The 25,995-nt window shown below is 66.5% G+C and carries 21 protein-coding genes and 1 tRNA gene; 13 read left to right on the top strand and 9 right to left on the bottom strand.

The annotated features are described in order from the left end of the window. Nucleotides 1–53: 53 nt before the first annotated feature. From ACZF5Y_RS00375 to ACZF5Y_RS00365, 3 genes are read right to left on the bottom strand one after another with little or no spacing between them, the layout of a single operon-like run. A complete protein-coding gene (locus ACZF5Y_RS00375; protein WP_497533836.1) occupies nt 54–479 on the bottom strand; it encodes a DUF1801 domain-containing protein in 426 nt (141 codons plus the stop codon). After that, a complete protein-coding gene (locus ACZF5Y_RS00370; RefSeq protein ID WP_497533835.1) occupies nt 476–1,606 on the bottom strand; it encodes a PQQ-dependent sugar dehydrogenase in 1,131 nt (376 codons plus the stop codon). The genes ACZF5Y_RS00375 and ACZF5Y_RS00370 overlap by 4 nt, the downstream gene beginning before the upstream one ends. A gap of 58 nt (nt 1,607–1,664) precedes the next feature. Next, nucleotides 1,665–2,738 (bottom strand): alanine racemase, encoded by a 1,074-nt coding sequence (locus ACZF5Y_RS00365; RefSeq protein WP_497533834.1) that lies wholly within the window; start codon nt 2,736–2,738, stop codon nt 1,665–1,667. A 59-nt stretch (nt 2,739–2,797) separates the two neighbouring features. Here ACZF5Y_RS00365 and ACZF5Y_RS00360 point away from each other — a divergent pair, with 59 nt between their 5' ends. Together ACZF5Y_RS00360 and ACZF5Y_RS00355 are read left to right on the top strand one after the other, a co-directional pair. Continuing rightward, a complete protein-coding gene (locus ACZF5Y_RS00360) occupies nt 2,798–3,238 on the top strand; it encodes a MarR family winged helix-turn-helix transcriptional regulator (RefSeq protein ID WP_497533833.1) in 441 nt (146 codons plus the stop codon). Nucleotides 3,239–3,410: 172 nt separating this feature from the next. Beyond that, nucleotides 3,411–4,874 (top strand): MATE family efflux transporter, encoded by a 1,464-nt coding sequence (locus ACZF5Y_RS00355; RefSeq protein ID WP_497533832.1) that lies wholly within the window; start codon nt 3,411–3,413, stop codon nt 4,872–4,874. A gap of 24 nt (nt 4,875–4,898) precedes the next feature. On the opposite strand, the gene ACZF5Y_RS00350 is transcribed toward ACZF5Y_RS00355, so the two are convergent. Then, a complete protein-coding gene (locus tag ACZF5Y_RS00350) occupies nt 4,899–5,531 on the bottom strand; it encodes a hypothetical protein (protein ID WP_497533831.1) in 633 nt (210 codons plus the stop codon). A 254-nt stretch (nt 5,532–5,785) separates the two neighbouring features. Here ACZF5Y_RS00350 and ACZF5Y_RS00345 point away from each other — a divergent pair, with 254 nt between their 5' ends. From ACZF5Y_RS00345 to ACZF5Y_RS00335, 3 genes are all read left to right on the top strand, one after another. Further along, complete coding sequence (locus ACZF5Y_RS00345; RefSeq protein WP_497533830.1) at nt 5,786–6,097, top strand: DUF2853 family protein; 312 nt, start codon at nt 5,786–5,788, stop codon at nt 6,095–6,097. 120 nt (nt 6,098–6,217) lie between these two features. Then, complete coding sequence (locus tag ACZF5Y_RS00340) at nt 6,218–7,060, top strand: alpha/beta fold hydrolase (RefSeq protein ID WP_497533829.1); 843 nt, start codon at nt 6,218–6,220, stop codon at nt 7,058–7,060. A 57-nt stretch (nt 7,061–7,117) separates the two neighbouring features. Continuing rightward, nucleotides 7,118–7,756: a TetR/AcrR family transcriptional regulator gene (locus ACZF5Y_RS00335; RefSeq protein WP_497533828.1), complete on the top strand. Its 639-nt coding sequence runs from the start codon at nt 7,118–7,120 to the stop codon at nt 7,754–7,756. A 3-nt stretch (nt 7,757–7,759) separates the two neighbouring features. Here the strand turns inward: ACZF5Y_RS00335 and ACZF5Y_RS00330 are convergent, their stop codons facing one another. The 3 genes from ACZF5Y_RS00330 to arr form a co-directional block, all read right to left on the bottom strand. Beyond that, nucleotides 7,760–9,385: an MFS transporter gene (locus tag ACZF5Y_RS00330; RefSeq protein ID WP_497533827.1), complete on the bottom strand. Its 1,626-nt coding sequence runs from the start codon at nt 9,383–9,385 to the stop codon at nt 7,760–7,762. Beyond that, nucleotides 9,382–10,416 carry a glutaminase A gene (glsA, locus tag ACZF5Y_RS00325; RefSeq protein WP_497533826.1) on the bottom strand — a complete coding sequence of 345 codons (1,035 nt, stop codon included), beginning with the start codon at nt 10,414–10,416 and terminating at the stop codon, nt 9,382–9,384. Before glsA ends, ACZF5Y_RS00330 begins: the two co-directional genes overlap by 4 nt. A 150-nt stretch (nt 10,417–10,566) precedes the next feature. Then, the gene (arr, locus tag ACZF5Y_RS00320) at nt 10,567–10,992 is read right to left on the bottom strand and encodes an NAD(+)--rifampin ADP-ribosyltransferase (protein ID WP_497533825.1); all 426 of its coding nucleotides are present in this window, start codon (nt 10,990–10,992) and stop codon (nt 10,567–10,569) included. A gap of 130 nt (nt 10,993–11,122) precedes the next feature. On the opposite strand from arr, the gene ACZF5Y_RS00315 reads away from it, so the two are divergent. Further along, nucleotides 11,123–15,718, top strand: coding sequence for a type VII secretion EssC family protein (locus ACZF5Y_RS00315; protein WP_497533824.1), 4,596 nt, complete (start codon nt 11,123–11,125; stop codon nt 15,716–15,718). 31 nt (nt 15,719–15,749) lie between these two features. On the opposite strand, the gene ACZF5Y_RS00310 is transcribed toward ACZF5Y_RS00315, so the two are convergent. Continuing rightward, on the bottom strand, nt 15,750–16,319 hold the full coding sequence (locus ACZF5Y_RS00310; RefSeq protein ID WP_497533823.1) for a GNAT family N-acetyltransferase: 570 nt from the start codon (nt 16,317–16,319) through the stop codon (nt 15,750–15,752). Between the two features lie 257 nt (nt 16,320–16,576). Beyond that, nucleotides 16,577–16,659: transfer RNA gene (locus ACZF5Y_RS00305), tRNA-Leu, on the bottom strand. Between the two features lie 134 nt (nt 16,660–16,793). Between ACZF5Y_RS00305 and ACZF5Y_RS00300 the strand changes: the two genes are divergently transcribed. The 7 genes from ACZF5Y_RS00300 to pknB are packed head-to-tail and all read left to right on the top strand — an operon-like array spanning nt 16,794 to nt 25,984. Beyond that, nucleotides 16,794–17,669 (top strand): FHA domain-containing protein, encoded by an 876-nt coding sequence (locus ACZF5Y_RS00300; protein ID WP_497533822.1) that lies wholly within the window; start codon nt 16,794–16,796, stop codon nt 17,667–17,669. Continuing rightward, nucleotides 17,666–18,241 carry an FHA domain-containing protein FhaB/FipA gene (locus ACZF5Y_RS00295; RefSeq protein WP_497533821.1) on the top strand — a complete coding sequence of 192 codons (576 nt, stop codon included), beginning with the start codon at nt 17,666–17,668 and terminating at the stop codon, nt 18,239–18,241. The genes ACZF5Y_RS00300 and ACZF5Y_RS00295 overlap by 4 nt, the downstream gene beginning before the upstream one ends. Nucleotides 18,242–18,243: 2 nt before the next feature. Continuing rightward, complete coding sequence (locus tag ACZF5Y_RS00290) at nt 18,244–19,515, top strand: PP2C family protein-serine/threonine phosphatase (protein WP_497533820.1); 1,272 nt, start codon at nt 18,244–18,246, stop codon at nt 19,513–19,515. Continuing rightward, complete coding sequence (locus ACZF5Y_RS00285) at nt 19,508–20,911, top strand: FtsW/RodA/SpoVE family cell cycle protein (protein ID WP_497533819.1); 1,404 nt, start codon at nt 19,508–19,510, stop codon at nt 20,909–20,911. The genes ACZF5Y_RS00290 and ACZF5Y_RS00285 overlap by 8 nt, the downstream gene beginning before the upstream one ends. After that, a complete protein-coding gene (locus ACZF5Y_RS00280) occupies nt 20,908–22,395 on the top strand; it encodes a peptidoglycan D,D-transpeptidase FtsI family protein (RefSeq protein ID WP_497533818.1) in 1,488 nt (495 codons plus the stop codon). The genes ACZF5Y_RS00285 and ACZF5Y_RS00280 overlap by 4 nt, the downstream gene beginning before the upstream one ends. Next, nucleotides 22,392–24,218 carry a serine/threonine protein kinase gene (locus ACZF5Y_RS00275; protein WP_497533817.1) on the top strand — a complete coding sequence of 609 codons (1,827 nt, stop codon included), beginning with the start codon at nt 22,392–22,394 and terminating at the stop codon, nt 24,216–24,218. Before ACZF5Y_RS00280 ends, ACZF5Y_RS00275 begins: the two co-directional genes overlap by 4 nt. Before the next feature lie 50 nt (nt 24,219–24,268). Continuing rightward, nucleotides 24,269–25,984, top strand: coding sequence for a Stk1 family PASTA domain-containing Ser/Thr kinase (gene pknB, locus ACZF5Y_RS00270; protein WP_497533816.1), 1,716 nt, complete (start codon nt 24,269–24,271; stop codon nt 25,982–25,984). Nucleotides 25,985–25,995 lie beyond the last annotated feature (11 nt).

Genomic DNA, 25,995 nt, shown 5'->3' with positions numbered 1-25,995 from the left:
GCGCCGGGGGCCTGGGAACTCAGGTGCGCGGCCGCAACGCACGTCGCCTCCGATCACCCGGGATCCGGGAGCGCCTGAATCCAGGCGCGCACCGCGCGCTCGAACGACTGCAGAGCAGCTTCGACCTCAGCGTTCGAGGCGAAGGTGATGATCTCGCGGTTGTGCCCAGCTCTGCGCGACCGGCTGCCGACCGCTTCGATCGAGATTTCGTCGATGTCCGGGCGCGCTTTTGCGCCCGTGTGGAGGATCACCTGAAGCTGAATGGGGCGCCGCATACTGAACGTCGCGAAGTCGATGGTGTTCCACGTGAAACTGGGCGCCTGCCACTTCACTGATTCGGTCACCCCCGCATCTGCGCTGAGGATCGCACGGCGCACCGAGCGGGCGCCGTCGGCGAGCGCGTGCGGGTTCGCCGCGAACCAGGCCTCGACGTCCTCCGACCCCGAAACCGGGCCCGATCCCGACTGCGACCGGCTCACGAGCCGGCCTCCTCCGTCACTTCGAGCACTCGGTCGTCTCCGGCGCCCGGCGCGCCCCGCCCATCCGTATTATTCGTGAGCACCCACAACCGGCCGTCGGGAGTTTCGACGGCATCGCGAATGCGGCCGAACTCACCGGCGAGATGCACCGTCGAAGTACTGAGCTCGTCGAGCGGCACCGCGCGCAGCGCCGAACCGCGCAGATGCGAGATCCACAGATGCTCGTCGTGCACGGCGATTCCGCTCGGGCTGGCTTCGTCAGGAGTCCACTGCTGCACGGGGTCGGCGAACCCGGCGACGCCCGCACGCCCCTCCACTTCGGGCCACCCGTAATTGTTCCCGGCTTCGATCACATTGAGCTCGTCCCAGGTGTTCTGCCCGAACTCGGATGCGTACATCGTGCCGTCGGGCCCCCAGGCGAGCCCCTGCGGGTTGCGGTGGCCGAGGGTCCACACCGGCGAGCCCGGCACCGGGTTGTCATCGGGCACGCCGCCATCGACGGTGACCCGGAGTATTTTGCCGCCGAGCGACGACGGATCTTGCGCCGACTCGCGGTCACCGGCATCTCCCGTCGTCGCATAGAGCATGCCATCGGGCCCAAAGGCGAGGCGCCCGCCGTTGTGCGTCGACCCTGCCGGAATCCCGTCGACCAGCACCTCGGGCTCACCAACGCCGAGTCCGGTTCCGACCCCCGACAGCGTATATCGCAGAATCTGATTCTCACTTCCGCGCGTGGCATACGCATAGAGCGCGTCATCACGCACTGCGAGCCCGAGCAGCCCAGCCTCTCCCCCGTGGGTAACCCCTTCGACGGTGGTGATCTCTCGCGTTGATCCGTCGCCCGACAGCATGAGCACGCGCCCGGAGTCTCTCTCGCTGATCACCGGGGTATCGCCGTGAAACGCAATCGACCACGGCGCCGCAAGGCCCTCCGCAACGACCGCGCTCTCGATCGATTCGGTCGCTGCCGTCGTGGGCGTAGGATCACCCGAGCTCGTCGCACCGCCCGCATCGGGGTCGGTGCATCCGGCCAGGGCGATCCCGAGCAGCGCCGCGGTCACGGCACCCACACCCGCTCGCCCGACACGGCCGTGCCGATTCAGCGGGGAGGCTGCACGACCCATCATGCTCGCAGCCTACGTGCGCGATGCCCCGGTGCACCAGCCCCGGCGATACGCCCAACCCTTAGGTATTGCACCCGCGCGCGTCGACCGGCCACACGGTCACGGCCCCGTCGCCAGCGATGCATGCGTAGGCGTCGCTGAGGTTGACCGCGACGCACACGTGATTCGGCACGATACGCACTCGCGTGCCTACCGGTACGTCGAGCCCGGTAATGGTCGCGTGGTGCTCAGAAAGGGCGGTAATGCGCGCATCGGGGTGCTCGAGCACCCGCCCGAATCCGGTCGAGTAGGCTCCGCGATCCGTCGCCAGCATCTTGCTGCCGGCATCCGCAATGACGTGCGCGTCGGTGCGCGATACCACCGTTGCCAGCACTTGCGCGGCGACCTGCTCGGGCTCCATCGCACCGAGCTCCCACTGCTGCGCGTCACCCAGCGCGTAGACCCCGGGGTGCATCTCGGTGAGCACGTCAGCATCGGCGAATGCGGCGGAAGGCGATGATCCCCCGCTCAGCACCGAGACCGCGACGCCGGCGTCGCGCAACGCATTCGCCGCTGCGGCGAGCGCCGCCGCCTCGTCGCGTGCGGCCGCGGCCCCCCCTTCGGGGTGGTAGCTGTGCCCGGGAAACGTGAAGACGCCCACGACGTTGAGCCCGCAGGATTGAGCCGCGGCGGCGATCTCGCCGGCGCGCGACGGCTGCACCCCGCTGCGGTGGTGCCCGGAATCGACCTCGACGATCAGCTCGAGGCGATCGCGCAGTGCCGCCGGCACCGCGTCGGCGAGCCGCGCGGCCGACTCTGCAGAGTCGACGCCGATGCGCACTCGAGCGAGGCGCAGCAGTTCGAGCAATTGCGGCCGCTTCGCCGTGTCGACCCACAGCGTGTAGGCGATGCAGAGATCGTCGAACCCGGCGCGGGCGAACACGAGCGCCTCCGATACTGTCGCCACAGTGAGGCCGACCGCGCCCGCAGCGATCTGGCGGCGGGCGACCTCGATCGACTTGTGCGTCTTCGCGTGGGGTCTCAGTGCGATGCCGCGGGCTCGTGACCACGCCGCCATGCGGTCGATGTTCGCCTGCAGCACGGTCTCATCGAGCAGCAGAGCCGGGGTCGGGAGCGCGTCGAGTGAGGTGTTCATGGCGCCAGCGTAGCAACGATCAATTGACAGTTTGAGACCTAACGGTTAGTGTTCTAACCATGAACGAACGACCGAGCTTCGATACTCCCCTGCAGCTGATGCGCTGGATCGGGTGGGCGCAGCGCAAAGGCGCCGAAGAATGGGTGCGCGAGCGCGAGCTGACCCAGGAGCAGAGTTTCGTTCTCGGGTATCTGCAGCGGCAACCCGGCGCGATCCAGCGCGACATCGCCGAGATCACACGCACCAGTGCCGCAAGCGTATCGAGTCTCCTCCAGGGGCTCGAACGACGCGGACTCATCGAGCGACGCAGCGACGCCGAGAACGCGCGCACCAAGCGCGTCTTCGCGACCCCCGCAGGCATCGCTCTCATCGACGGTTTCACCGACGCCATGCTCGCCCTCGACGACGGCTTGCTTGCACCGCTCGACTCGAATGAGCGCGAGCAGCTGCGATCCCTCCTGACCAAGATCACTGCGGAGCTGCCCGAGCCGACCCGCTAGCGGTCGGCCTCCCCCACCTTTCTACATCCGCCCCCGCGCCCCCGGCGCCAGGGGTCGAATCGGTGCGCCCGCACGAGCGCACGCACCGCCGGCGCTGCGCCATGCCCGAAATCGGGCAGCGCAGCGCTGCCCGAAATCTCTCGACGCTTCATCCACTCCAGATCGGATTCCCATGACCACCATCGATCCGGCGCCTACCGACACCGCGCCCACCGACACCCGTTCCGACACCGCCGCGGCCAAAAATCGCCGCATCCTCTCCTCCGCCCCGATCTTCAGCGCGCTCGTGCACCTCTGCGTGCCGATGGCCGCCGCGATGGTCGTCGGCGCCGTCTACAACGTCATCAACGCCGGCTTCATCGGCGCCCAGCACGACACGAGTCTGCTCGCCGCCATCACGTTCGGCACCCCGCTGCTTGGCCTCATCATGGCGGTCGGCGGGGTCTTCGGCGTCGGCGGCAGCTCGCTGATGTCGCGCCTGCTCGGCGCTTCCGAACACGACCCCGAGCGCGCCGCAGACATCAAGCGCGTCGCCGCGTTCGCGCTGTGGGGCGCGGTCATCACCGGCGTCGTGCTCGGCGCGATCGGCCTCATGCTGCTCGATCCACTCGTCGCAGCCCTCGGTGCCGATGCCGCCGCGGCCGCTCCGACCGCAGCCTACGTCGCGGTCATGCTCGCATTCATGCCCATGCTCGTCGCCGCGTTCGCGCTCGAGCAGATCGTGCGCTCTGAAGGCGCCGCACGCCAGGCGATGATCGGCATGATCATCTCGACCGTCGGTAACCTCCTCTTCGACGTGCTGTTCATCCTGGTGCTGAACTGGGGCGTGGCCGGTGCTGCGCTCGCCATCGGTCTCGGCAACGTCGCGAGCATCGTCTACTGGCTCGTCTGGTTGCACCGCAACAGCGCCAACGTGAGCTTCGCGCCCCGCTGGTTCACGCTGCGCGGCGACATCCTGAAGCCGGTGTTCGGCATCGGCGCGAGCGAACTCGTGCAGGCATCGTTCCTCATCGTCACCACGCTCGTGCTCAACCACCTCGCGGCCGCTTACGGCGACGACGCGCTGGCCGCCATGGGCGTCGCAGTACGCATCGCGCAGGTGCCCGAGTTCCTCGTCATGGGCGTCACCATCGGGGTGCTGCCACTGCTCGCCTACACGTTCGGCAAGGGAGACGGCGCACGCCTGAACGCGGCGCTTCGCGGCGCCGCCCTCACAGTCGGCACCATCGTGCTCGTCTTCTCGGGCACCGTCTTCATCTTCCGTGAGCAGGTGTTCACCCTCTTCTCGACCGACCACTCGGTGCTCGCGATCGGCCTGGTGATCCTGACCGCACAGTTGGTCGCCACCATCGTCAACGGATTCACCGGCCTCATCACCTCGCTGTTTCAGGCCACCGGTCTCATCGCGCCGGCGATGGGCATCTCGCTCGCCCAGGGCGTGCTGTTCGTTCCGATCGTGCTGCTCGGCAACGCCTGGTTCGGGCTCGGCGGCATCATCTGGGCGCTCACCGTGACCGAGGTACTCGTCTTCGTCGCGGGCGCCGCGCTGTGGCTCGCGAATCGGCGCCGGATCGCCTCCGGCCTCACCGAGGGGAGCCCCGAACGGGCAGAAGCAGCGCTCGAGCCCGCGGCGTAGCCGGGCGCCCGGGTGTTGCGCCCCTTAGTTGCCGTACACCTCGGCAAACCCCGCCTCCCACTGGGGGGCGTCGGCCGGGCAGAGAAAGCCGGTACCGAACACCATGATGCTCGCGACGTTGCGCTCGGCCACCGCCCGCTGATCGTCGGGGAGCGTATCGGGCACGAGCGCCGGCAGCAGCGGTTCCGTCTGGAAGTGCGAGATGAACGTGTCGGTGTCGACCTCGTGCCCGTTCAGAATCGACGTCTCACACGCGTCGGCGGCGAGCGCGAGGGCTGTATGCTCCGCCTCGGGCGTCCAGGTGCCGCCCTGCGACTCAACGTAGCCCCGCTGCTGACTGATGAACTCCTGCTGCTGCGGGGTGACCGCGGTCAACAACGAGCCGTCGAGCGGCAGCTGCTGGTCACGGAAGAATTGCTCGCGCTCCGCGAAGGCGTCGCCGAGATCATCGCCGACGCCACCGTTCGCCGCGTCGTCTTCCGTTTCCGGAGTGGGCGACGCAGTGGTCGGTGCGGGGGTCGCGGACTGCGAAGCGTTCGACCCGCCACCACTCGCGAGCGCAATCATGTCGGGGAGCGAGACGCACCCGGTGAGCGCGACGGCCCCGAGCAGCGTCGCCGCCGCGAGTCCAACTCGGAACTTCGGTTTCGCATGCATGCGCGGGTCCATTCTGATGGTCTGGCGGTCGCGGCCGGGTGATCCGGCACCGTCTTCGCAACGTACCCCAACAACCGCGAACCCACCAGGGGTCGCGCTCGACCGAATCCGAAATACGTCGCGCGCCGACCCGAGCCGCAGCTGAATATTCACCTGCAGTCTCGCCGCCGTGCATCGAATACCTCCATACTGATCGCGAGCACCCACTCCAACCGCGCGGCACCGAACGGTGCCCCGCCCAGAAGGGAACACCGATGAGCGCACTCGCAGACATCCGCCTCTACGCCCCAGACGCTGACGAGGCCGTGGTCGCGAAGTTCGAGACCACCTACGCTCTCGCGCTGCAAAACGCAGACGCGCGCCTCGTCGCGTTCAGCGACCCGGCCGAACTCGCCACGGTGCGCGAGAACTTCGTGCGCGGCAAGCTCGGCATCACCGCTTCTGACGCAGAGATCGATGCGGCGATCGCGGCCATCGGCGAGCGCGTTCCCGGCCGCCGCCAGCGCCTCACCGTGTACTACCTGCTCGCCGAGCACTACGGCAAGCTCTCCGTCTTCGGCGGCTAGAGCCGCTTCGCCGGTCGGTTCGGCCCAGGGGCCGGTCGCCCGCGTTCGCCGACGGCTCATCTTCGACGTCGGGTGACGCCGGTGGCGCACTCGCGCGCCTGCGCGGAGTAGCCTGGAATGATGACCATCGACGCGGCACCCAAAACCCTCGCCGACATTCCCACCGCTGCCGAGTTTCTCGCCGACGCACGATCGGCGCGTGCCGACGACGGAACTGAACTGCGCTGGTTCTCGCACGGCTCCGGTGAGGCCGTGGTGCTGCTGCAGGGCCAAGCGACCTCCGCACTCGGGTGGGAGCCCGTCGCACGCCGTCTCGCCGCCGACTTCCGCGTGATCCGGCTCGAGCAGCGCGGCATCGCCGGCTCCGAAGCCGGCGACCCCGACCTGATCACCACACGACTACTCGCGAGTGACGCACGCGCCGTGCTCGATGCAGCGGGCATCGAAACCGCACACGTCGTCGGGCACTCGATGGGAGGCAAGATCGCGCAGTGGGTCGCGATAGATGCGCCCGACCGAGTGCAGTCGCTCAGCCTGATCGCCACGAGCCTCGGCGAACGCGATGAGCAGCCGCGCGACACTGACGCTTACCGACTGCTCTACGGAGGTACACGAGCGGATCGCAGCGCGCTGTTCTTCCACGACGCCTGGGCGCAGCAGCACCCGGTCGCCGTGCAGCGGTTCTTCGACATCGACGGCGCACGCGCCACCCTGCGCGCCCTCAGCCGCGCGAGCAGCAGCCACGACACCACCGAGCAGGCTGCCCGCATTACCGCGCCGACGCTCGTGCTGCACGGCGACGGCGACCGCCTCATTCCGCTGGGTTCCGCAGAGCGACTTGCCGCCGCCATCCCCGAGGCCGACTTTCGTGTCTTCGAAGACCAGCTGCACGGCCTGCACCTCGAGAGCGACGCCGCCATCACGCTGGTGCACGACTTCATCGCTGCCAACGCCGCCGACTGATTCTCCCGCAGCGCAGCCGGCTCACCTGAGCAGCACCACCCGGTTTATACTCCGAATATGAGCCCGGAAGCGAATGAGCCGCGGGGTGACGTGCGACAGACGCTCATCGACGCGGCACTCGCGGTCGTATCTGAGGTCGGAATCGCGAAGACCACCACACGCCGCATCGCCGAGGCGGCGGGCCTGCCGCTCGGCAGCCTGCACTACTGGTTCGCCTCGAAAGAAGAGCTGCTCGACGCGGTCGCCGCGCACCTGCTCGATGGCGTATCGCGCACGCTCGCGGCCGACGCGCCTCGCGCGACGCTTGCGGCACAGCTCGACTGGCTGCTCGAGAGTTCGCTCTCTGCGCCGGTCGACGCGCACCTCGCCTTTTACGACATTACTGGGTACGCGATCCGTCGCGGCAACGTGCAGCTCACGCGGCGTATGCAGCAGCACATCCGCGTGAACTGCGAGCGCGCGCTCGAACCGTGGCGGCAGGCACTTGAAACGCAACGGCCCGGCAGCTTCGAACCACTGGTCGTGTTGGTGAAGGGGTACTGCGTCGGTGCCTGGTTCGCTCACGTGACGCAGGATCGCTCCGACCTCGTCGGCAGCCTGCGCTATCTGGGCGAGCTGCTCGGTGACATCCCGCGCGTCGCATCGGCATCTTCTGCACCATCCGCGCCTTCCGCGCCTTCCGCGCCAGCCGCCTAGCGTTCAGGCCTGCTCCGGATCCGGAATCTCATCGGGTTGATAGCGCGGCAGCCGCGACGCGGGGAGCGCCGCGATCGCACTGATGCCGGCGAGAATCAGGAAGCCGAACTTCAGGGTGCGCAGCCGCTGCTCCTCGTTCAGCGCGACGGCTGCCTCGACCTGCTCGGGGGTCGCCGTGGTCGAGTCGAGCGCGGCGCGCAGCTCGTCGTTGCCGACGAAGTTGACGGTGTCGAGATCCACCTGCGACACGAGTTCGGCTGGCAGCTCCGGGTGATCCTGTACCGATTGCGCGACGCCGGCCGTGAGCAGCGTCACCAGCACCGCGCCCATCACCGCGGTGCCCACCGCTGAAGCGAGATTCTGCGTCGTGCCGCGAATCGACCCGACGTCGCCCGCGAGCTCCTTCGGCGCCGCCGTCACGAGCACGTTGAAGACGAGGGTCACGAGCGCGCCCTGCCCGATACCGAACACGATGAGACCGACGATTGTCGGAACCGTCTCCCAGTTGTTCGTCACGACGAACGCGAGCCAGAGCAGCGCCGCGGTCGTGAGTGCGAACGAGAACAGCGCGATCGTGCGGGGAGCAAAACGCCCGTAAAACCTGACGATGAGTGTGGCCGTGATGAACACCGTCAGATTGAACGGCATCATCGCGAGCGACGTGTCGAATGGGGTGCGGCCCTGCACCACCTGAATGTAGGTCGGCAGCGTGAAGTTCACCGCGGCCTCCATCAGCACGATGATGAACATCGCGTAGATCGCCGCGCGCTCCTCCGGCCGGTCGAGCACGCTGAGATCGACCAGCGGCGTCTTGCCCGCCCGCATGCGGCGCCGGGTCCAACGGAAGAAGAACTGCCCGAACACCACGCCCAGCACGATGAGCAGGGGTGCCGGCGACATGCCGAGCACGGTGAACGGGGCGCTGTCGCGGGCGAGCAGCATCCCCCAGCCGTTCAAGTTGTTGAAGCCGAGCGTGAGCATCACGATTGCGGCGCCGATCAGCACCGACGCAACCAGGTCGATGCGCACCGATTTGTTGCCCCGATCGGAGCGCAGCCCGAAACTCAGCAGGAAGACCGCGACCGCGAGGCCCAGCGTGATGAAGAAGATCGGGCGCCAGCCCACCAGGGTTCCGAGCGTGCCGCCGATCAAGAACGCGCTCACTCCCGAGAACGCGCGCGCCGAGCCCAACGAACCGACCGCGGTCGCCTGCTGGTCTCCGCGGTAATTCTCCGCGATGAGCGCGACGAGCGCCGGCACGATGATCGCCGCCGATGCGCCCGCCAGCACCTGGCCGCCGATCGCCCAGCCGATGCTCTGCGAGAAGATCATCAGCAACGACGACCCCGCGAACAGCACCACCACGATGCGGAAGATCAGCACCCACCCCACCCGCTGCCCGAGCTTCGCGCCCGTCATCACCAGCGCCGCCACCGCGAGGCCGTACACCACGATCGTCGTGCTCGCCGTTGTCGGCGGCACTCCGAAGTCGGCGACCATGCCACCGAGCGAGATCGGCAGGGCGGCAACGTTGAACGACATCAGCACCTGCGCGAGGAAGAGGCCGATCATCGGCCCCCACGACCGGCGCTCGGAGGTGCTCGTGGGGTCGGCGGTCGCAGTGCTCATAGTGCCTCCGGGTCATCGCTGGGGTGTGGGGCTGGGGCTGACTCTGGCTGCGACGCGAAGAGGTTCAGCCCGAGCGCCCGTGAAAGGAACGCACACACCCGCTGCCCGCGCACGCTGTTGCCGGCGGAATCGAGCGGCGGCGAAAACACGCCAATCGCCCCTTTGCCGGGCGACACCGCGACGATGCCGCCGGCGACCCCCGACTTCGCCGGCACCCCGATTTCGTAGAGCCACTCGCCCGAGCGCTCGTACATGCCACACGACGCCAATACCGCGAGGGTGTCTCGCGCGACCTCGGCAGAGACCACCTGCTCCCCCGTGACCGGGTTCACCCCACCGTCGGCGAGGGTCGCGCCCATCACAGCGAGGTCGTGGGCCGTCACCGTGAGCGCGCACTGCCGCGTGTACGTGTCGACGACGGCGTCGGGGTCGGTCTCGAGGCGGCCGTAGCCCTCGAGCAGCCGAGCGATGGCGCGGTTGCGCGTGTTGGTGCGCATCTCTGAGCGGTACACCTCGGCGTCGATCTCGAGTTCGCGGCCCGCGAATCTGCCGAGCCCGTCGCGCACGCGACCCCACCGTTCGTCGTGCGTCGCCGCCGGCATCAGTGCAGTGGTGGCGATGGCGCCGGCGTTGACCATCGGGTTCATCGGGCAGCCACCGTTGAGTTCGAGCGCCATGACCGAGTTGAACGGCAGGCCCGTGTTGTTCACTCCGACGCGGTCGTGCACCGCCTGATGACCGATGGCGTCGCAGACCAGCGCGAAAACGAACGCTTTCGAGATCGATTGGATCGAGAACGCGTGGACGGCGTCACCGTACTCGTGCGCGCCGCCCGCAACGTCGACGACCGAGATGCCGAAGAGGTCGGGTGGCGCCTCAGCGAGAATCGGAATGTAATCGGCGACTGAGCCCTCGCGGTGCGATGCATATCTCGCGTGCGCTTGCCGCACGAGGTCATCGATGTCGGTTGGGGCCGGCAGCGCTCCGGTGAAGGCGCGCTGCGGCACGCCCTGCAGGTCGACTTCGAACATCCGGCCCTCCCCTGTCGGGTACCGAGATCACGATGCCTTCAGTAAACCTCTCCACGCATAAGAAACGCAATGGTGGGTTTCGGTGCAGTGCGCGCATGCTCCTGCGACCGCCGCGGTCGCTGGTTGCCCCCGATCACGAATGATGCGGTGTCAGTTCAGGATCTCCCCGCGCTCCTCAGGTGACACGTTCACGATGCGATCTCGCCAGAATTGCAGGGCTTCGGGTGTCAGCCGTTTCCATTCGGTGACTTCGCGCACGACTCTCAGCGGCGCGCTGCTGCGGTATGAGCGCGTGGGGTTGCCGGGAAACTTCTTGTCGGTGACGTTGGGGTCGTCCTCGTATGTGCCCGTGGGCTCGACCTCGTAGACGCGGGGCTTGGGGGCTGCGCCGCCCGCGAGCTCGGCGGCGAGTTCTGCCGCGAGGCCCGCGCCGTCGGCGGCTGCGGTGAAGTAGATGTGCCGCATGATCACCTCGGGCCGGTAGTTCGACGGCCGCCCGGCCTTGAGCAGGCCGCCGGGCTGAACGTCGGCAATCGTGCCGTGGAAGAAGGGGCCGGTTTCGCCTGAGAGCGTCATGTGAGTCTCCGTTTCTGGCAACACACAGCAGAGTACGCGTGCGTGCCGTCATGAGTGCCCCTCGGCGGCTCTCGCAAACGCTGTGGATAACGTCTGCAAACTTCCGTGCGCGTGTGCTTCACTCCACCCTATGAAGTTCCGACTCTCCGTAACCGAGTACCTCGATGACGTGCACCAGCGCGCTCGAGACGTGACCCTCACGTGCGATGCCACATCCACGGTCGGCGAGCTGGCTCGCGATCTTGTGCGTGGTGGCGCCGGTCACCCGCAGCTCATTCCTTTCGCGGTGCACCGGCAGGCACCGTTGACTCTCCGCATGACACAGCCCGACGGCACGGTACTCATTCTTGATGCGGGCGATCTCACCGGGAGTTCTGGCCTCGTCTCGGGTGCGCGCATCGAACCCGTACTCGAATCGCATCCAGGCTACGGGCGTCGCACCAGACTCGCGATCGCCGCCCTGACCGTTATGAACGGCTCACAAGAGCAGGTGGTCTTTCTGCCCTCCGACAGCCATACGACCATCGGCCGCGACCGCGCGAATCGAGTGGAGCTGCACGACCCCGGGGTGTCTCGACGTCACGCGATCCTGCGTCGCATCGGCGACTCTCTGGAAATCGAAGACCTCGGGTCGGCGAACGGCACCGCAATCATCGGCACGAATGGCGAGCGGCTCAAATCCACGTCCCGCATCATTCGAGTCGAACGAACGGCGGTCGTGGAGTTCGGCACGATTCGCGTGCAGGTGACGCTTGGCCCTCCGTCGACCACGCCTGCGCCATTCGACAGTACGGTGCAACACGTGCAGTCACCGGTTGTCGATCCGGTATTCGCCCCGCCGGTTCTCGATCTGCCCGCGCCACCTGACGAGGCCGAACCCACACGATTTCCCCTGATCGCGATGGTGGCCCCGCTCCTCATAGGTGGAGTGCTCTACCTCACCACGCACTCGACAATGAGCCTGATCTTCGTCGCGCTGTCGCCACTGATCATGGTCGGCTCGTGGCTCGACAATCGGCTCACTCGCCGAAAGTCGACCCGGCGCAAGCTCGACGAATTCGAGGCCGGCCTGGCGCAGAGTCAAGAAGCACTCGAGGCCAACGTTGCGCGCGAGCGCCTCGGTCGAGATGCCGAATCCCCCTCCGCAACAACGCTCGCAAACGACGTCGCGCAGCGCAATCCGCGGGTCTGGTCGCGTCGCCCGGAGCACCGTTCATTCCTCGAACTGCGGCTGGGCACCGGCTCACTGCCCAGCCGCAAAGCGGTGGAGCTGCCGGCTCGCGGCAAGATCGCCGCCGCGCAGTGGGCGAGGCTGACCGAGCTGCACGACCGCTACGCGACAATCGATGCCGTCCCCGTAATCGAGCGACTCGACCGCTGCGGATCGTTGGCCATCGCCGGGCACCCGGCATGGGCATCAGGATCCGCGCGCGCGATCATGCTGCAGCTCACCGCGCTGCACTCGCCTGCAGACCTGGTGGTCACTGCGTTCGCCAATTCCGCGCAGGCCGATGCCGATTGGGCGTGGGTCAAATGGCTGCCCCACGCCGACTCGGCATACAGTCCGATCACTGCATCCCATCTTGCGGCAGATGAACGCAGCGGAAATCTGCTGCTCACCGAACTCGAAGGGCTCATCGCCGACCGCACTTCAGGCGGTCACGCCGGGCAGGTGCGCTCCCGAATGTCAGGGAGCGCGGCAGATGCCTCAGAGCGCCTCACCCCCACCGACTGCGAACCGATACACCCTGCCGTGATCGTGCTGGTGCTCGCCGATACCCTCGTCGACCGCACGCGACTGGTGGGCCTCGCCGAAGACGGTGCCGATGTCGGCGTGCACCTCATCTGGGTCGCGGGCTCGATCGGCGACATCCCTGCAGCATGCCGCACCGTCATCGAAGCACACACCGACACCTGGCGCGCGCATTTCGTACGGCAGAGCGAGGTCGTCGAGCTGAGCGCACTCGAGGGCGTCGAGCTCCCGGCGATCCACACGTATGCGCGTGAATTGGCGCCGTTCGTCGACGCCGGCGCACGCGTTCTCGACGAGAGCGATCTGCCGCGAAGCGTCGCACTCGCACGCCTCGTGCCCGGCGACATCCTCGGAGCAGCCGACGCGATCGAACAGCAGTGGCGTGCGACCGACAGTCTGGTCGCGCACTGGCGATCCGGGGGCGAACGCTCACCGGGTGCTCTCGCCGCAATCGTCGGGCAAGGCAGTGCCGGGCCTGTCGAAATCGATCTCAGAGTGCACGGGCCCCACGCGCTCGTCGGCGGCACCACCGGGTCGGGCAAGTCCGAGTATCTGCAGACCTGGATTCTCTCGCTCGCCGCGAATTATGCGCCGGATCGCCTGACCTTTCTCCTCGTCGACTACAAAGGCGGCGCCGCGTTCGCCGACTGCGTCGGCCTGCCGCACACGGTCGGCCTCGTGACCGACCTGAATACGCACCTCGTGCGCCGAGCGCTCACCTCACTTCGGGCGGAGCTTCGCTATCGCGAGGAACTGTTGGCTGAGAAAGGCGCCAAAGATCTCATCTCGCTTGAGCGGCGCGGCGATCCTGCAGCACCGCCGGTGCTCATCATCGTCATCGACGAATTCGCCGCGCTGGCGAAGGAGATTCCGGAGTTCGTCGACGGCGTGATCGATGTCGCACAGCGCGGGCGCTCGCTTGGATTGCACCTCATCATGGCGACCCAACGGCCAGCAGGCGTCATCACCGACAACTTGCGCGCCAACACGAACCTGCGCGTGGCGCTGCGGATGGCTGATCCCGCCGACAGCTCCGATGTGATCGGCGTCACCGACGCCGCCTTCTTCTCTGCCGAAGTTCCCGGCCGCGCGGCGATCAAGGTCGGTGCCGGGCGCCTTGCGCATCTGCAAGCCGGATATCTCGGCGGCCGCGCAGAGTCCGAGCATCGCGACGCCGCCGAAGTCCGCGACCTCGCGTTCGGCGAGCGCGAGCCGTGGAGCCTGATCCCCGAAGCGCGCTCAGGAACCGCACGGGCCCACCGGGGCGCGCGCGACATCGAAACCCTCGCGGCCAACATCAGTACCGCAGCTCAACGACTCGACACCGCACCGCCACGACGCCCGTGGGTCGATCAGCTGCCCAACGAATTGTCGCTGGAATCTTTGCAGACACCGGGGTTCCCGGCCCGCGGCGCCAGACGCGGCGCATCCGCCGGCGTCGTGCTCGGCCTCGTCGACGAGCCGGAGGCCCAGCGGCAGTCCTCTTATACGGTGCATTTCGCAGAAATCGGCAACCTTGCCATCTTTGGTGGAGCAGGCTCTGGCAAGACCACCGCGCTTCTCTCGCTGGCCGTCTCAGCAGTGACCACCGATCCGCGGACGCATCTCTACGGCATTGACTGCGCCGGCGGGCGACTCGGAATGCTGAACGTTTTGCCGCACACCGGCGACATCGTGCCGGGCGACGAGCGCGACCGTGTCATCCGCCTGCTCGCGCTCGCGAAAAACGTCATCGCTGAGCGGGCGGCCGTCGATGCCGTGAACCCAGCGCCGGTGATCGTGCTGCTCGACGGGCTCGCAGCCTTCCGCGATGCGCACGAGCATCGCGGTGGCGGCGCCGACCCGTTCGCCGATCTCATCGATATCGCCGCGAGCGGGCGCAGCGTAAACGTGCACGTCGTGCTGACCTCAGAACGGTCGAACGGCTTGCCCGCCTCGCTCGCCTCGAGCTTCTCGGAACGCCTGGCCCTGAGACTGACCGCAGAAGCCGACTACCAAATGCTGGGGGTGCCGTTCGAGGCGCTCGACGAAGCCGGGCCGGGGCGCGCCATTCGCATCGGCTCGGGCGATGAGCTGCAGATCGCACTGCCCGGAGCGAGCGGTGATCTCGCAGACACTCGCGCTGCGATTGAACGGCTGGCGATGCGGCTCGGTGAGCAACTCACGGAACGGCCTGCACCCGTGCCCGCGGTTCCCTCGTCCATCGAGCGTATCGAGATTGTGCGCGGCCCCGACACCGGCACCGCGCCGTTCGCCATCGACACCGACCATCTCAAGGGCGTCGCTGCGCCGCCTGAAGGGATGGCGCTCGTCACCGGGCCGGCGGGCTCAGGGCGCACGCACGCGATTCGCTCGCTGCTCGCCGCCATAAGCGAGGACGCCAGTGTCGATGAGCGTCCATTGGATGCAGTACTGATTGCTCCGCGACGCAGTGAACTGCGCGCGGCAATCGGGTGGTCGGTCGTGGCAGACACGCCGAAAACCCGCACCGAGACCATCGAGCGCCTCACGCTCGCACTCGGCGGTACTCCGGCGGCCCCGGCGGGCCTCACGCTGCTGCCGCTCGTCGGCACTCTTCCTCATGAACCAGGTCCTTCAGAGTCCGCGGATTCCGCCAGCACCACCCCGCCACCGTTCCCCAAGCTGGGCAGTCGCGCGATCGTCGTCATCGAAGACATCGGCGGGTTCGACGGCAGTGGCAATGAGGCTGCGCTCGGCACCCTACTGAAGCTGCTGCGCCGCAGCGAAGCGACGACCATCGTCGAGGGTGAAAACGCCACGCTGGGAACCGTATGGGAACTCGCTTCGCCACTGCGCGGGGCACGCTGGGCGCTCGCGCTGCAACCCGACGCGAATGACGCGCCATCGGTGTTCACCACCCCGTTCACGCACGCGAAGCGCGCAGATTTTCCACCCGGGCGAGGATTCCTGGTGCAGAGCGGCCGCATCACCGGGGTGCACGTGGGGCTGTAGGCGAGCAGGCAATCTGCCCAAGCCCCTAGATTTAGGTTCTTATCGCGGGGTCTCGCCAAAACGTTCCGGCCTCGGTACCCGTCGCAAGACGCACCGTGCCGTGCCTCTTATATCCCAAGGCTTCGTACCGGGCATCGTTGACGGGGTTCGAGGACTCCAGATAGGTCGGAATGCCCAATTCGTCCCAGACATCCAGGCACGCCCGCAAGAGTCGCATACCCACGCCTCCGCCGCGGTTCGAAGCAGCGACCGCAAGGAGAGTGAGATACGCATGAGGTTCGTGAGGCCGGGCATCGCCAAATCGATGACCCGCATCGATGAGCGCAGTTCCCGCGTCCTCCCCCAGCAATTCACCGACAAAGGCCTCGTACCGGGATTCCGCTGCAGCACTGAACTCGGAATGCCCCGGGGGGATCCACACCGCCACACCCGCAATCTCACCGCTCAGGCCGACGGCGACACGCGAATCGGGAAATCTCAGTGCTTCCGAGACAGTGAGACGCCAGTAATCCCTCGCAGCGGTGCGCCAGTGAGGTTGCCCCGAGAACGCTGGCCCCCAGACCGGATCCTTATGGAAGGCGTCAGTGAGCACTGCTGCCATTTCCTCGATGTGTGCCGCTTCGGCCCTCTGAACGGCACTGGGAGAACGACCGCTGCGATCGACTGGGGTCATAAGGATCGCCTTTTCGGTGCGCGCAGACTCGGACGTTCACATGGTAATCCAGGTGCTCCCCGCGCCGTCACGGCCAATTCTTGGTCTCTGGACTGGTCGATAGAGAACAATCCAATTGGGCTACGCGATCACACACATGCAAAAGGCCCCGATTCAGAAGAATCGGGGCCTTTCTCAATAACTCGTGCGCGAGGGGGGACTTGAACCCCCACGCCCTTGCGGGCACTGGCACCTGAAGCCAGCGCGTCTGCCATTCCGCCACTCGCGCGAGTTGTTTCCTGAGCGTCTCCACTCAGACAACTCCCCTAGCTTAGCACCCTGGGGCCCGCACACCAAAGCGGGCTAAACTAAAGCAAACCGCCGCGGGCGCCGCCCGCGGTTCATGGAGGGACGTACCGACTCGTGGGCATTCTGGACAGCGTGGAGCGCGGGCTCGAGCGTGCCGTCAACGGCGCCTTCGCCCGAACCTTTCGCTCCGGTGTGCAGCCCGTCGAGATCGCATCAGCACTGAAGCGCGAGCTCGATATCGGTGCCGTGATCGTCGACCGCGACCGTGTGCTCGCCCCCAACCGGTTCGTCGTGCGCGTCTCTGAAAAAGACGCGACGCGGCTGCTGCAGCTCGGCGGCACGCTTGAGCAAGAGCTGCGCGGGGTCGTGCTGAAGCACGCCAAGCGGCAGAGCTACCAGCTGCTCGGCGAGCCCGACGTCGAGATCCGCGAAGATCGCTCCATCACGGCAGGCGTGCTGCAGGTCGACGCCTCGCGCGTCGAAGGAGCCGTGGACTGGGTCGCGGTCGTCGATGTCGACGGCACGCGCCACGAACTGCGTCGCGGCACCACGACGGTCGGTCGCGGCAGCGATTGCGGCATTCGCATCGGCGACAACGCTGCATCACGCAAGCACCTTGAGCTCATCTGGGATGGCGCGGCCGGCATCGCCCGAGATCTCGGCTCGACCAATGGGTCGAAGATCAACGGCCAGCGCTTCCGCGAGGCCGCGCTCTCCCCCGGCACGATCATCACAATTGGCCAGACCGGACTCCAGTTCCAGCTGGTGCCCGGCCGCTCGGCCGCCGCGCAGCGCACCCCGGCACCCGCCGCCCCGACGCGCGCGACGCCGGCACCCCAGACTTCTGCACCCGCACGACCCACAACTCACGCAGCCCCGGCCCCCGAGAGCACTCCTGCCCCGCGACGCAGCGCTGCGCCCACTCCGAACCCGAACGCGACGCCGAGCGCCGCCCCGGGGATCGACGAAGACTTCTGGAGAGGCCTGTGACGAGCGAACTCACGCTCCTGATCCTCCGCATCGGTTTCTTACTGCTGCTGTGGATCTTCATCTTCGCCATCGTGTACGCCTTGCGCAGCGATCTGTTCGGTGCCCCCGTGCGTCGCATGAAGGGCGAGTCGGGCCCGTCCGTACAGGCCGTCACCCCGCAACCGGCTTCACCAGCCCCCGCGCCGCCGATGCAGGCAGCAGCAGCGCTGCCCGCCGCTCCCAACTCGGGCCCCGCGATCACTCCCAGCGGGGGCGCTCTGCCCTCCGCCGGCGGGTTCGGCGCCCCGCAGCACCTCGTCATCACCTCTGGCGTCGCCACCGGTACCTCGATCGAGCTCGACGAAGACCTCGTCACGATCGGTCGCAGCAGCGATTCCACACTCGTCATCGTCGACGAGTACACCTCCACCTATCACGCACGACTCGTGCGCACCGGTGAGCAGTGGATTCTCACCGACCTCGACTCCACCAACGGCACAAAGCTCGATGGAGCTCGCGTTACGAAGTCCGTTCCCGTCGCCCCGTTCACGCCCGTCACCATCGGCACGACCACCTTCGAGTTGAGGCCCTGAGCGTGACGGTCGTCTACGAAAGCGCCATCGGCTCGCATGTGGGCATGGTGCGCTCGAACAACCAGGATTCCGCGTTCGCGGGTGACTTCATCTACCTGGTCGCCGACGGCATGGGCGGTCACGCGGGCGGCGACGTCGCCTCCGCGATCGCTGCGAAGGCCATGGCGAAACTCGATGTGCCGCCCACGGGCAGCCCCGAGGCGATGACCAACGTGCTGCGCACGGCGATCCTCGACACCAATGCCGCGCTGCGCTCGACGGTGCGCGACCGCCCCGAGCTCGCGGGCATGGGCACGACGTTCACCGGCATCATTCCGGTGGGGGATCAGCTGGCCATCGGGCACATCGGCGACAGTCGCTTGTACCTGCTGCGCGACGACACGTTGAGCCAGGTCACGAAAGACCACACCTTCGTGCAGCGTCTTGTCGACAGCGGCAAGATCACGGAAGAAGAAGCGAAGATCCACCCGCGTCGCTCCGTGCTGATGCGGGTGCTGGGTGACGTCGATTCGTCTCCGCAGGTCGATACGCAGGTCGTCGATACCCGGCCCGACGATGTCTGGCTGCTCTGCTCCGACGGCCTGTGCGGGTACGTTGACGACGAAGATATCGAGAAGATTCTGCGCCGCCGCTCGTCGCTGCAGGGCGCCGTCGACGCGCTCATCGATAAGAGCCTGTCGCACGGTGCGCCCGACAATGTGACGGTCGTGCTCGTCGAGACCGAGGCTGCACCGGCGACCAATCCCGACGAGACGCTCGAGCTCAAGCATCAGGGTCCGCGCTTCGCAGGTTCGGCGGCGACCGCCGAATCCGACATCGACGGCAGCACGTCCACCGCCCGCAATCGCCTGCTCAGCCGCAAGCGCCCGGTGCGCAAGCCTCCGGTCGTCGAAGAGAGCCACTTCGAGTCGCGCGTCGACGAGTACCTGGCTGAGCTCATGGCCGAAACCCGTCGACGCAATCGCCGTCGACGCCTGCTGTGGGCATTCGGCGCCATCGCCGTGCTCGTCGCGATCGGCGGCGCGCTCGTCATCGGCTACCAGTGGACGCAGACCCGCTACTTCGTCGGCACCGACGGCGATACTGTCATCATCTATCAGGGCGTGCAGCAGAACATCGGCTCGTTCTCACTGCATTCGATCGCTGAAGACACCGAGATTCCGCTGAGCGACCTCGACGGGCTCGAGCAGCGTCAGGTGAGTCGCACGCTCTCTGCCGGCTCGATCGAGGAGGCGCGCGACATCGTGCTGCGATTGGGGGATGCGAATGACTGACGCACCCGCCGGAGCGAACGAGCCCCGCACGTTCGAGAAGACCCGCACGAGCGAAACCGTGCTGCAGCGCATCACCGCGCTGCGCGCCCCCCGCAAACTGCTCGGTCTTGAGCTCTCGCTCTTGATCTTCGCGATCGCGGTGGGCGTCGCCGCCGTCATCATCATCGATCTCACGGTGAACGGTGCCGTCACGGCGACCCTGCTGCCGATGGGCATCGCGTTCGTCGTCGCGCTCTTCGGTCTGCACTTCACGATCCGACGCATCGCCCCCGACGCCGACCCCCTGATCATGCCGATCGCGGCCATGCTCAACCTGGTGGGCGTCGCGATGATCTACCGCATCTCCTTGGCTCCGGGCTCACCCGACGCCGATGCATCGCGTCAACTCCTCTGGTCGACCATCGCGGTGGTCGCGGCAATCGTCATCCTCTGGGTGATCCGCAATCACATGGTGCTGTTCCGGTACACCTATCTGACCGGCCTGGCCGCAGTCATTCTGCTGCTGCTGCCGATGCTTCCGGGCATCGGGCAGACGATCAACGGCGCTCGCGTCTGGATTCACATCGGCGGATTCTCATTCCAGCCAGGCGAGATTGCCAAGATCCTGCTCGCGATCTTCTTCGCCGGGTATCTCGTGCGCAGCCGTGACTCGCTTGCGATGGCCGGCAAGAAGATTCTCGGCATCCGATTCCCGCGCGCACGCGATCTCGGCCCCCTCATCGTGTTCTGGCTCGCCGCCATGTCGGTGCTCGTCTTCCAGCGCGACCTCGGTACGTCTCTGCTGTACTTCGGCCTGTTCCTCTCGATGCTCTACATTGCGACGGGCCGGATCGGCTGGATCGTGCTCGGCCTCGGCCTCTTCATCGGCGGCGGTCTCATCGCCAGCCAGACACTGAGCTATGTCGGCAACCGATTCGCCAACTGGCTCGATCCGTTCGCCGACCCGAGCGGCGCAAGCTACCAGATGGTGCAGGGGCTCTTCGGCATGGCCAACGGCGGCATGACCGGTACCGGTCTCGGCCAGGGCTACCCCGAAGTCACCCCGCTGTCGTTCAGCGACTACATCATTCCGAGCCTCGGAGAAGAGCTCGGGCTGATCGGCCTCTTCGTGATTCTCGCCGCCTACCTGCTGCTCGTCGGTCGCGGGCTCCGGATCGGCTTCGCGGGCCACGACGAGTTCGGCAAGCTGCTCGCCTCAGGCCTCGCGTTCACGCTGGCCTTCCAGGTGTTCATCGTGGTCGGCGGCGTCACCCGCGTGATCCCGCTGACCGGCCTCACCGCGCCGTTCCTGGCGTCGGGTGGATCCTCGCTGGTGTCGAACTGGATCATCATCGCGCTGCTGATCCTGCTCTCGAATTCCGTGCGCAACCGACCGAAGCTGGTGATTCGCTCGTGAACAAGCCGCTCAAGTTCATTACCCGCGCCGTGTTCGGCATGTTCATCGTGCTGTTCTTCTCGGTGACGATGATCCAATTCGTGCAAGCCGATGACCTGCGTGCGAACGACCTCAATTCGCGCACCCTGATGAACAGCTACAAGGTGGAGCGCGGGTCGATTCTGGTCGACGGCGATCCCGTCGCGTTCTCCACACCGACCGACGACGACTACCGGTATGTGCGCCAGTACTCGAACGGACCGCTCTACGCCCCGCTCACCGGATACTTCTCCCGCCAGCAGGGCATGACCGGGCTCGAATCGGCCATGAACCAAGACCTTTCGGGCAGCGGCAACGCGCAGTTCTTCACGCGCATCATGAACACTTTGAATGGCGTCGAGCCGCAGGGCAGCTCGGTCGAGACCACCATCGACCCCGCGGCTCAGCAGGCGGCATACGACGCGATGACGCAGAACGGTTTCTCGGGCGCCGTCGTGGCGCTTGAGCCGAAGACCGGCAAGGTGCTGGCCATGGTGTCGACGCCCGGTTACGACCCGAACCAGCTCTCGAGCAATAACAACGCCGACATCATCACGAACTACCGGCAGCTCAACGATGACCCGACCCAACCCCTGCAGAACCGCGCAATCGCCGGCGACCTGTACCACCCCGGGTCGGTCTACAAGCTCGTCTCCGCCGCGGCCGCGATCGAAGCCGGCAAAGCGACGCCGTCGACCGAGTTCGACAACCCGGCGCAATGGATCCTGCCGCAGTCGACCTCGGTATTGCAGAACGCCTCGCGCAGCACCTGCGGCACGGGCGCCAAGGCGACGCTTGAGCAGGCGATCGTGATGTCGTGCAACATTCCCATCGCCGAGATGACAACGCAGCTCGACGATAACGCCGTCTCCGACATGGCTGAGCAGTTCGGTTTCGAGAAAGATCTCTCGATCCCGATGACGGTGACCCCGAGTCAGTCGCCCACTCCCGACGGCAAGGCGCAGGTCGCGCTCTCGTCGATCGGTCAGCAGGATGTGCGTGCGACGCCGCTGCAGATCGCGATGGTCTCCGCGGGCATTGCCAACGGCGGCGTGGTCATGAAGCCGAACGTGGTCGAAAAGGTTATCACGCCCGATCTCACGGTCGAGAAGGAATACACTCCCGAGCAGTTCAGCCAGCCGATCTCGAAGAAGACGGCCGACCTCATCACCCAGATGATGGAGCGCGGCGTGGACACTTCGGACGGACTCGCGCAGAAAGCAGCCATCGACGGCGTGCGCGTCGCCGGGAAGACCGGAACCGCCGAGAATGGGAATGACGCGGATGGGAATCCGTTGCCATATACCTTGTGGTTCACTGGTTTCGCACCGGTGGATGACCCTCAGGTCGCGGTCGCGGTCGTGATCGCCGATGGTGGCGGCGAGGCATACGAAAACGTGGGCGGTTCTTACGACCTCCCGACAGCTGTGGCAAAACAAGTAATGGAAGCGGTGTTGAGCGAATGAGACCAGCGGCAGGGATCACATTCGGCGGACGCTACGAGCTCAGCTCGAGGATCGCCGTCGGTGGCATGGGTGAAGTGTGGAAGGCGACCGATAGCATCATCGGGCGCACCGTCGCCATCAAGATCCTCAAAGACGAGTACATGGGCGATCCCGGCTTCCTCGAGCGATTCCGCGCCGAGGCCCGTCACGCCGCGCTCGTGAACCACGAGGGCATCGCCAACGTGTTCGATTACGGCGAGGAGCAGGGATCCGCCTACATCGTCATGGAGCTCGTGCCCGGCGAGCCGCTTTCCGCGATCATCGAGCGCGAGGGGCGACTGCCGGCGAACCGCGTTCTCGGTATCGTCGCGCAGACCGCGACGTCGCTGCAGGCCGCGCACGACGCCGGCCTCGTGCACCGCGACATCAAGCCTGGCAACCTGCTGATCACGCCCGAGGGCCGCGTCAAGATCACCGACTTCGGCATCGCGCGCATCGCCGACCAGGTGCCGCTCACCGCGACCGGCCAGGTCATGGGAACGGTGCAGTACCTTGCCCCCGAGCAGGCCAGCGGCCACACCGCCACGCCGGCGACCGATATCTACTCGCTCGGTGTCGTTGCGTACGAGTGCCTCGCCGGCAAGCGTCCGTTCACCGGTGAGTCGCAGGTCGCCATCGCCATGGCGCAGATAAATGACACCCCGCCGGATCTGCCGACCGACATCCCCGAGCCCGTGCGCAATCTGGTGTACGCCTGCCTCGCGAAGGATGCTGCAGGCCGACCGTTGACCGCCGCCAAGCTCGCACAGGCGGCGACGGCATTGCACCGCGGTGACGTGCAGCTCGCGGCAAGCTACGTGCCGCAGGTGCTCGGCGACAGCCAGCCCGCCACGACGGCGCTGCCGCAGACCACCGTGTCAGACGCCGCGACCACCGCGCTGCCGCAAACCACCGCGCTGCCGGGCACCTCGGTGCTCCCAGATTCGGGTGTGGAGAGTGACGAGGCCGCTGCCGACGACGCGCCGAAAAAGAAGAAGAGCCGCTGGACGTGGCCGCTCATCACGCTGCTCGCACTATTGCTGCTCATTGGCGGTGGCACGGCGATCGCGCTGCTGAACAACAACAGCGGCAATAGCGACAAGACGCCGACGACCACGACTCCGAAGACCACCACGCCGCCGAAGACCACCACCCCGCCGAAGCCCACGACGGGCGAGATCGATGGAGATGCGCTGATCGGCACAAACGTCGATGCCGCAGCGCAGCAGTTGGCAGACCTCGGCTTTACCAATGTGCGCACGGTTGCCGGGAACCCGACGGATCCCGCAAACGCCAATCTGGTGACCGACGTCAACCCGACCGGCAGCAACGTGCCACTCGATGAATCGATCACCCTGACATACAGCGTTGCCTTCGGAGATATCTCGCAGCCCGGCGCACCGACGGGTCCGTCGAGCGTCACGGTCGGCGACACGTTTGCCATTCAGGGCATCTCTGGCACATGCCCAGCCGGACTCACCCCGAGCGACTACGTCGTAACCGTGAGTGACGGGGGCACGCTCTCAAGCCCCGCTTCGAATGGCTCGGCCCAGGTTCGTGCGACCAAGGAAGGAACGATTACCATTTCGTACACCTTCACCTGCTCGAATGGCAGCTACTCGGCCTCCGCGCCCGCATCGCCGGAGCTGAGCGTGACGGTAGAGGCCGCCGACGACTCGGAGGCTGACGCCGATAACGGCAGCGACTCAGAGTCGAATGCAAACGCCAATGGCGCATCTTCATCCAGCGCGACCGGGAGCGCAACTGCCGGAGCAGCTGCCAGCGGCTCCGCTGCCGCGAACTAAACACACGGTATTTTCGGGGCTAGCGCCCAGGTAAACTTGGAAGGCATCCCATGAGCACGGAAGAGGTGAACATGCCCGAATCGACCGACGTCGGCGAACAGCGGATTCTCGCCGGTCGATACGCAATCGGGGAGTTCGTCGGCCAGGGTGGCATGGCCACCGTGTACCGAGGCACCGACACCAAGCTCGGGCGTCAGGTCGCAATCAAGGTGATGAAGGCTGACCTCGCGGGCGACGAGCAGTTCCGATCGCGCTTCCGCCAGGAGGCTCAGTCGGCATCACGCATGGCGCATCCGACGGTCGTGCGCGTTTTCGACGCCGGCGACGACCTCATCCAAACGGCCGAGGGCCCCAAGCGCCTTCCGTTCATTGTGATGGAATACGTCGAGGGCACCAACCTGCGCCAGCTCGAGACCGAGGGCCGCCTCTCGCAGTCCGAAGCGTGCCGGGTGGTCGACTCCGTGCTCACCGCGCTTGAGTACTCGCATCGAGCCGGCATCGTGCACCGCGATATCAAGCCAGCCAACATCATGATCACGAAGAGTGGTCAAGTCAAGGTGATGGATTTCGGTATCGCACGCGCCGTCTCTGACACCTCTTCGACGCTGCAGCAGACCACCGCGATTCTCGGCACGGCCGCGTACTTCTCCCCGGAGCAGGCGAAGGGCGAGTCCATTGACGCGCGCACCGACCTGTATTCGACCGCGGTCATGCTTTACGAACTCCTCACCGGGGATGTGCCGTTCCGCGGTGACACCGCCGTGGCCGTCGCCTACCAGCACGTGAGCGAACGTCCGAAGCCGCCGAGCGATCGCGACCCCGATGTGACGCCCGAGCTCGATCGCGTCGTGCTCTACGGTCTCGCGAAGGATCGCGCCAAGCGCTTCCAATCGGCTTCAGAGTTCCGCGAAGCGCTGCGTGAAGCCGCCAGCGGGAAGATGCCGAAGCTCGCCGTGCAGCAGCAAGACACGGTGCTCTTCTCCGGGGGCGAAGAGGTCTCAGAATCAGATCTCGCACTGCGTCAACTGTCAGAAGCCGGCGGAGCCTCGCGCACGCAGAGCCGCCCGCCGGTCATGTGGACTTGGGCAGCGATTCTGACCATCGGCGCGGTGATCGTCGCCGTGGTGTTCTGGCTCGTGACGCTCGCACCGAAGGAGTTCTTGCCCGACACTTCTCGCACCGTGCCCGATCTCGTCGACATGCAGCGAGGCGACGCGATCGACTCGTTGAGAAACCTCGACCTCATCGTCACCAGCGTCGAGCAGAACAACGCTGACGTGGCCAACGATCACGTCATCTCGAGCGATCCCGAACCGGGCACCGTACTCACGTCGGGCGACAGCATCACCATCTACGTGTCGACCGGCCCCGAGCAGGCAGAAGTTCCGAGTATCGGTCGTATGTCAGAGGACGAGTACAAAGAGGCGTTGAATGACCTCGGCTTGACCGTCGGCATCATCACCAAAGAAGACAATCCCACCGAAGCCGCAGGCCGTGTGCTCAGTGTGACACCCGAACCCGGCACATCGGTGGCATCCGGCACCGGTGTCGAGATGACGGTGTCGAGTGGCAATGTGCCGATCCCCGATGTCACCGGAGCACCGATGCAGGTCGCGAAGCCCCAGGTTGAGAACCTCGGCCTCACCATCACCTACACGGCGGATAATTCGTGCCCGACGGCCGAGGGGTATCCGATCGTCTCACAGTCCGCCGTGGGGTCGCAGCCGCAGCGATCGAGTCTTGAGCTGCGGTACTGCGCAGGATAGCCACTCCACCA

It is taken from the genome of Leucobacter sp. WKLB1, from assembly GCF_059696215.1.
Note: the sequence above shows the minus strand (reverse complement) of the source record. Positions and strands in the feature narration are given on the sequence as shown.

Excerpts from the sequence above, each read along its gene's own strand:
- pknB (WP_497533816.1), top strand. The coding sequence starts at position 24,269 with ATGAGCACGGAAGAGGTGAACATGCCCGAATCGACCGACGTCGGCGAA.
- ACZF5Y_RS00330 (WP_497533827.1), bottom strand. The coding sequence starts at position 9,385 with ATGAGCACTGCGACCGCCGACCCCACGAGCACCTCCGAGCGCCGGTCG.
- arr (WP_497533825.1), bottom strand. The coding sequence starts at position 10,992 with ATGACGCTCTCAGGCGAAACCGGCCCCTTCTTCCACGGCACGATTGCC.
- ACZF5Y_RS00275 (WP_497533817.1), top strand. The coding sequence starts at position 22,392 with ATGAGACCAGCGGCAGGGATCACATTCGGCGGACGCTACGAGCTCAGC.
- ACZF5Y_RS00340 (WP_497533829.1), top strand. The coding sequence starts at position 6,218 with ATGACCATCGACGCGGCACCCAAAACCCTCGCCGACATTCCCACCGCT.
- ACZF5Y_RS00285 (WP_497533819.1), top strand. The coding sequence starts at position 19,508 with ATGACTGACGCACCCGCCGGAGCGAACGAGCCCCGCACGTTCGAGAAG.
- ACZF5Y_RS00335 (WP_497533828.1), top strand. The coding sequence starts at position 7,118 with ATGAGCCCGGAAGCGAATGAGCCGCGGGGTGACGTGCGACAGACGCTC.
- ACZF5Y_RS00365 (WP_497533834.1), bottom strand. The coding sequence starts at position 2,738 with ATGAACACCTCACTCGACGCGCTCCCGACCCCGGCTCTGCTGCTCGAT.
- ACZF5Y_RS00360 (WP_497533833.1), top strand. The coding sequence starts at position 2,798 with ATGAACGAACGACCGAGCTTCGATACTCCCCTGCAGCTGATGCGCTGG.
- ACZF5Y_RS00315 (WP_497533824.1), top strand. The coding sequence starts at position 11,123 with ATGAAGTTCCGACTCTCCGTAACCGAGTACCTCGATGACGTGCACCAG.
- ACZF5Y_RS00355 (WP_497533832.1), top strand. The coding sequence starts at position 3,411 with ATGACCACCATCGATCCGGCGCCTACCGACACCGCGCCCACCGACACC.
- ACZF5Y_RS00345 (WP_497533830.1), top strand. The coding sequence starts at position 5,786 with ATGAGCGCACTCGCAGACATCCGCCTCTACGCCCCAGACGCTGACGAG.
- ACZF5Y_RS00370 (WP_497533835.1), bottom strand. The coding sequence starts at position 1,606 with ATGATGGGTCGTGCAGCCTCCCCGCTGAATCGGCACGGCCGTGTCGGG.
- glsA (WP_497533826.1), bottom strand. The coding sequence starts at position 10,416 with ATGTTCGAAGTCGACCTGCAGGGCGTGCCGCAGCGCGCCTTCACCGGA.
- ACZF5Y_RS00310 (WP_497533823.1), bottom strand. The coding sequence starts at position 16,319 with ATGGCAGCAGTGCTCACTGACGCCTTCCATAAGGATCCGGTCTGGGGG.
- ACZF5Y_RS00350 (WP_497533831.1), bottom strand. The coding sequence starts at position 5,531 with ATGCATGCGAAACCGAAGTTCCGAGTTGGACTCGCGGCGGCGACGCTG.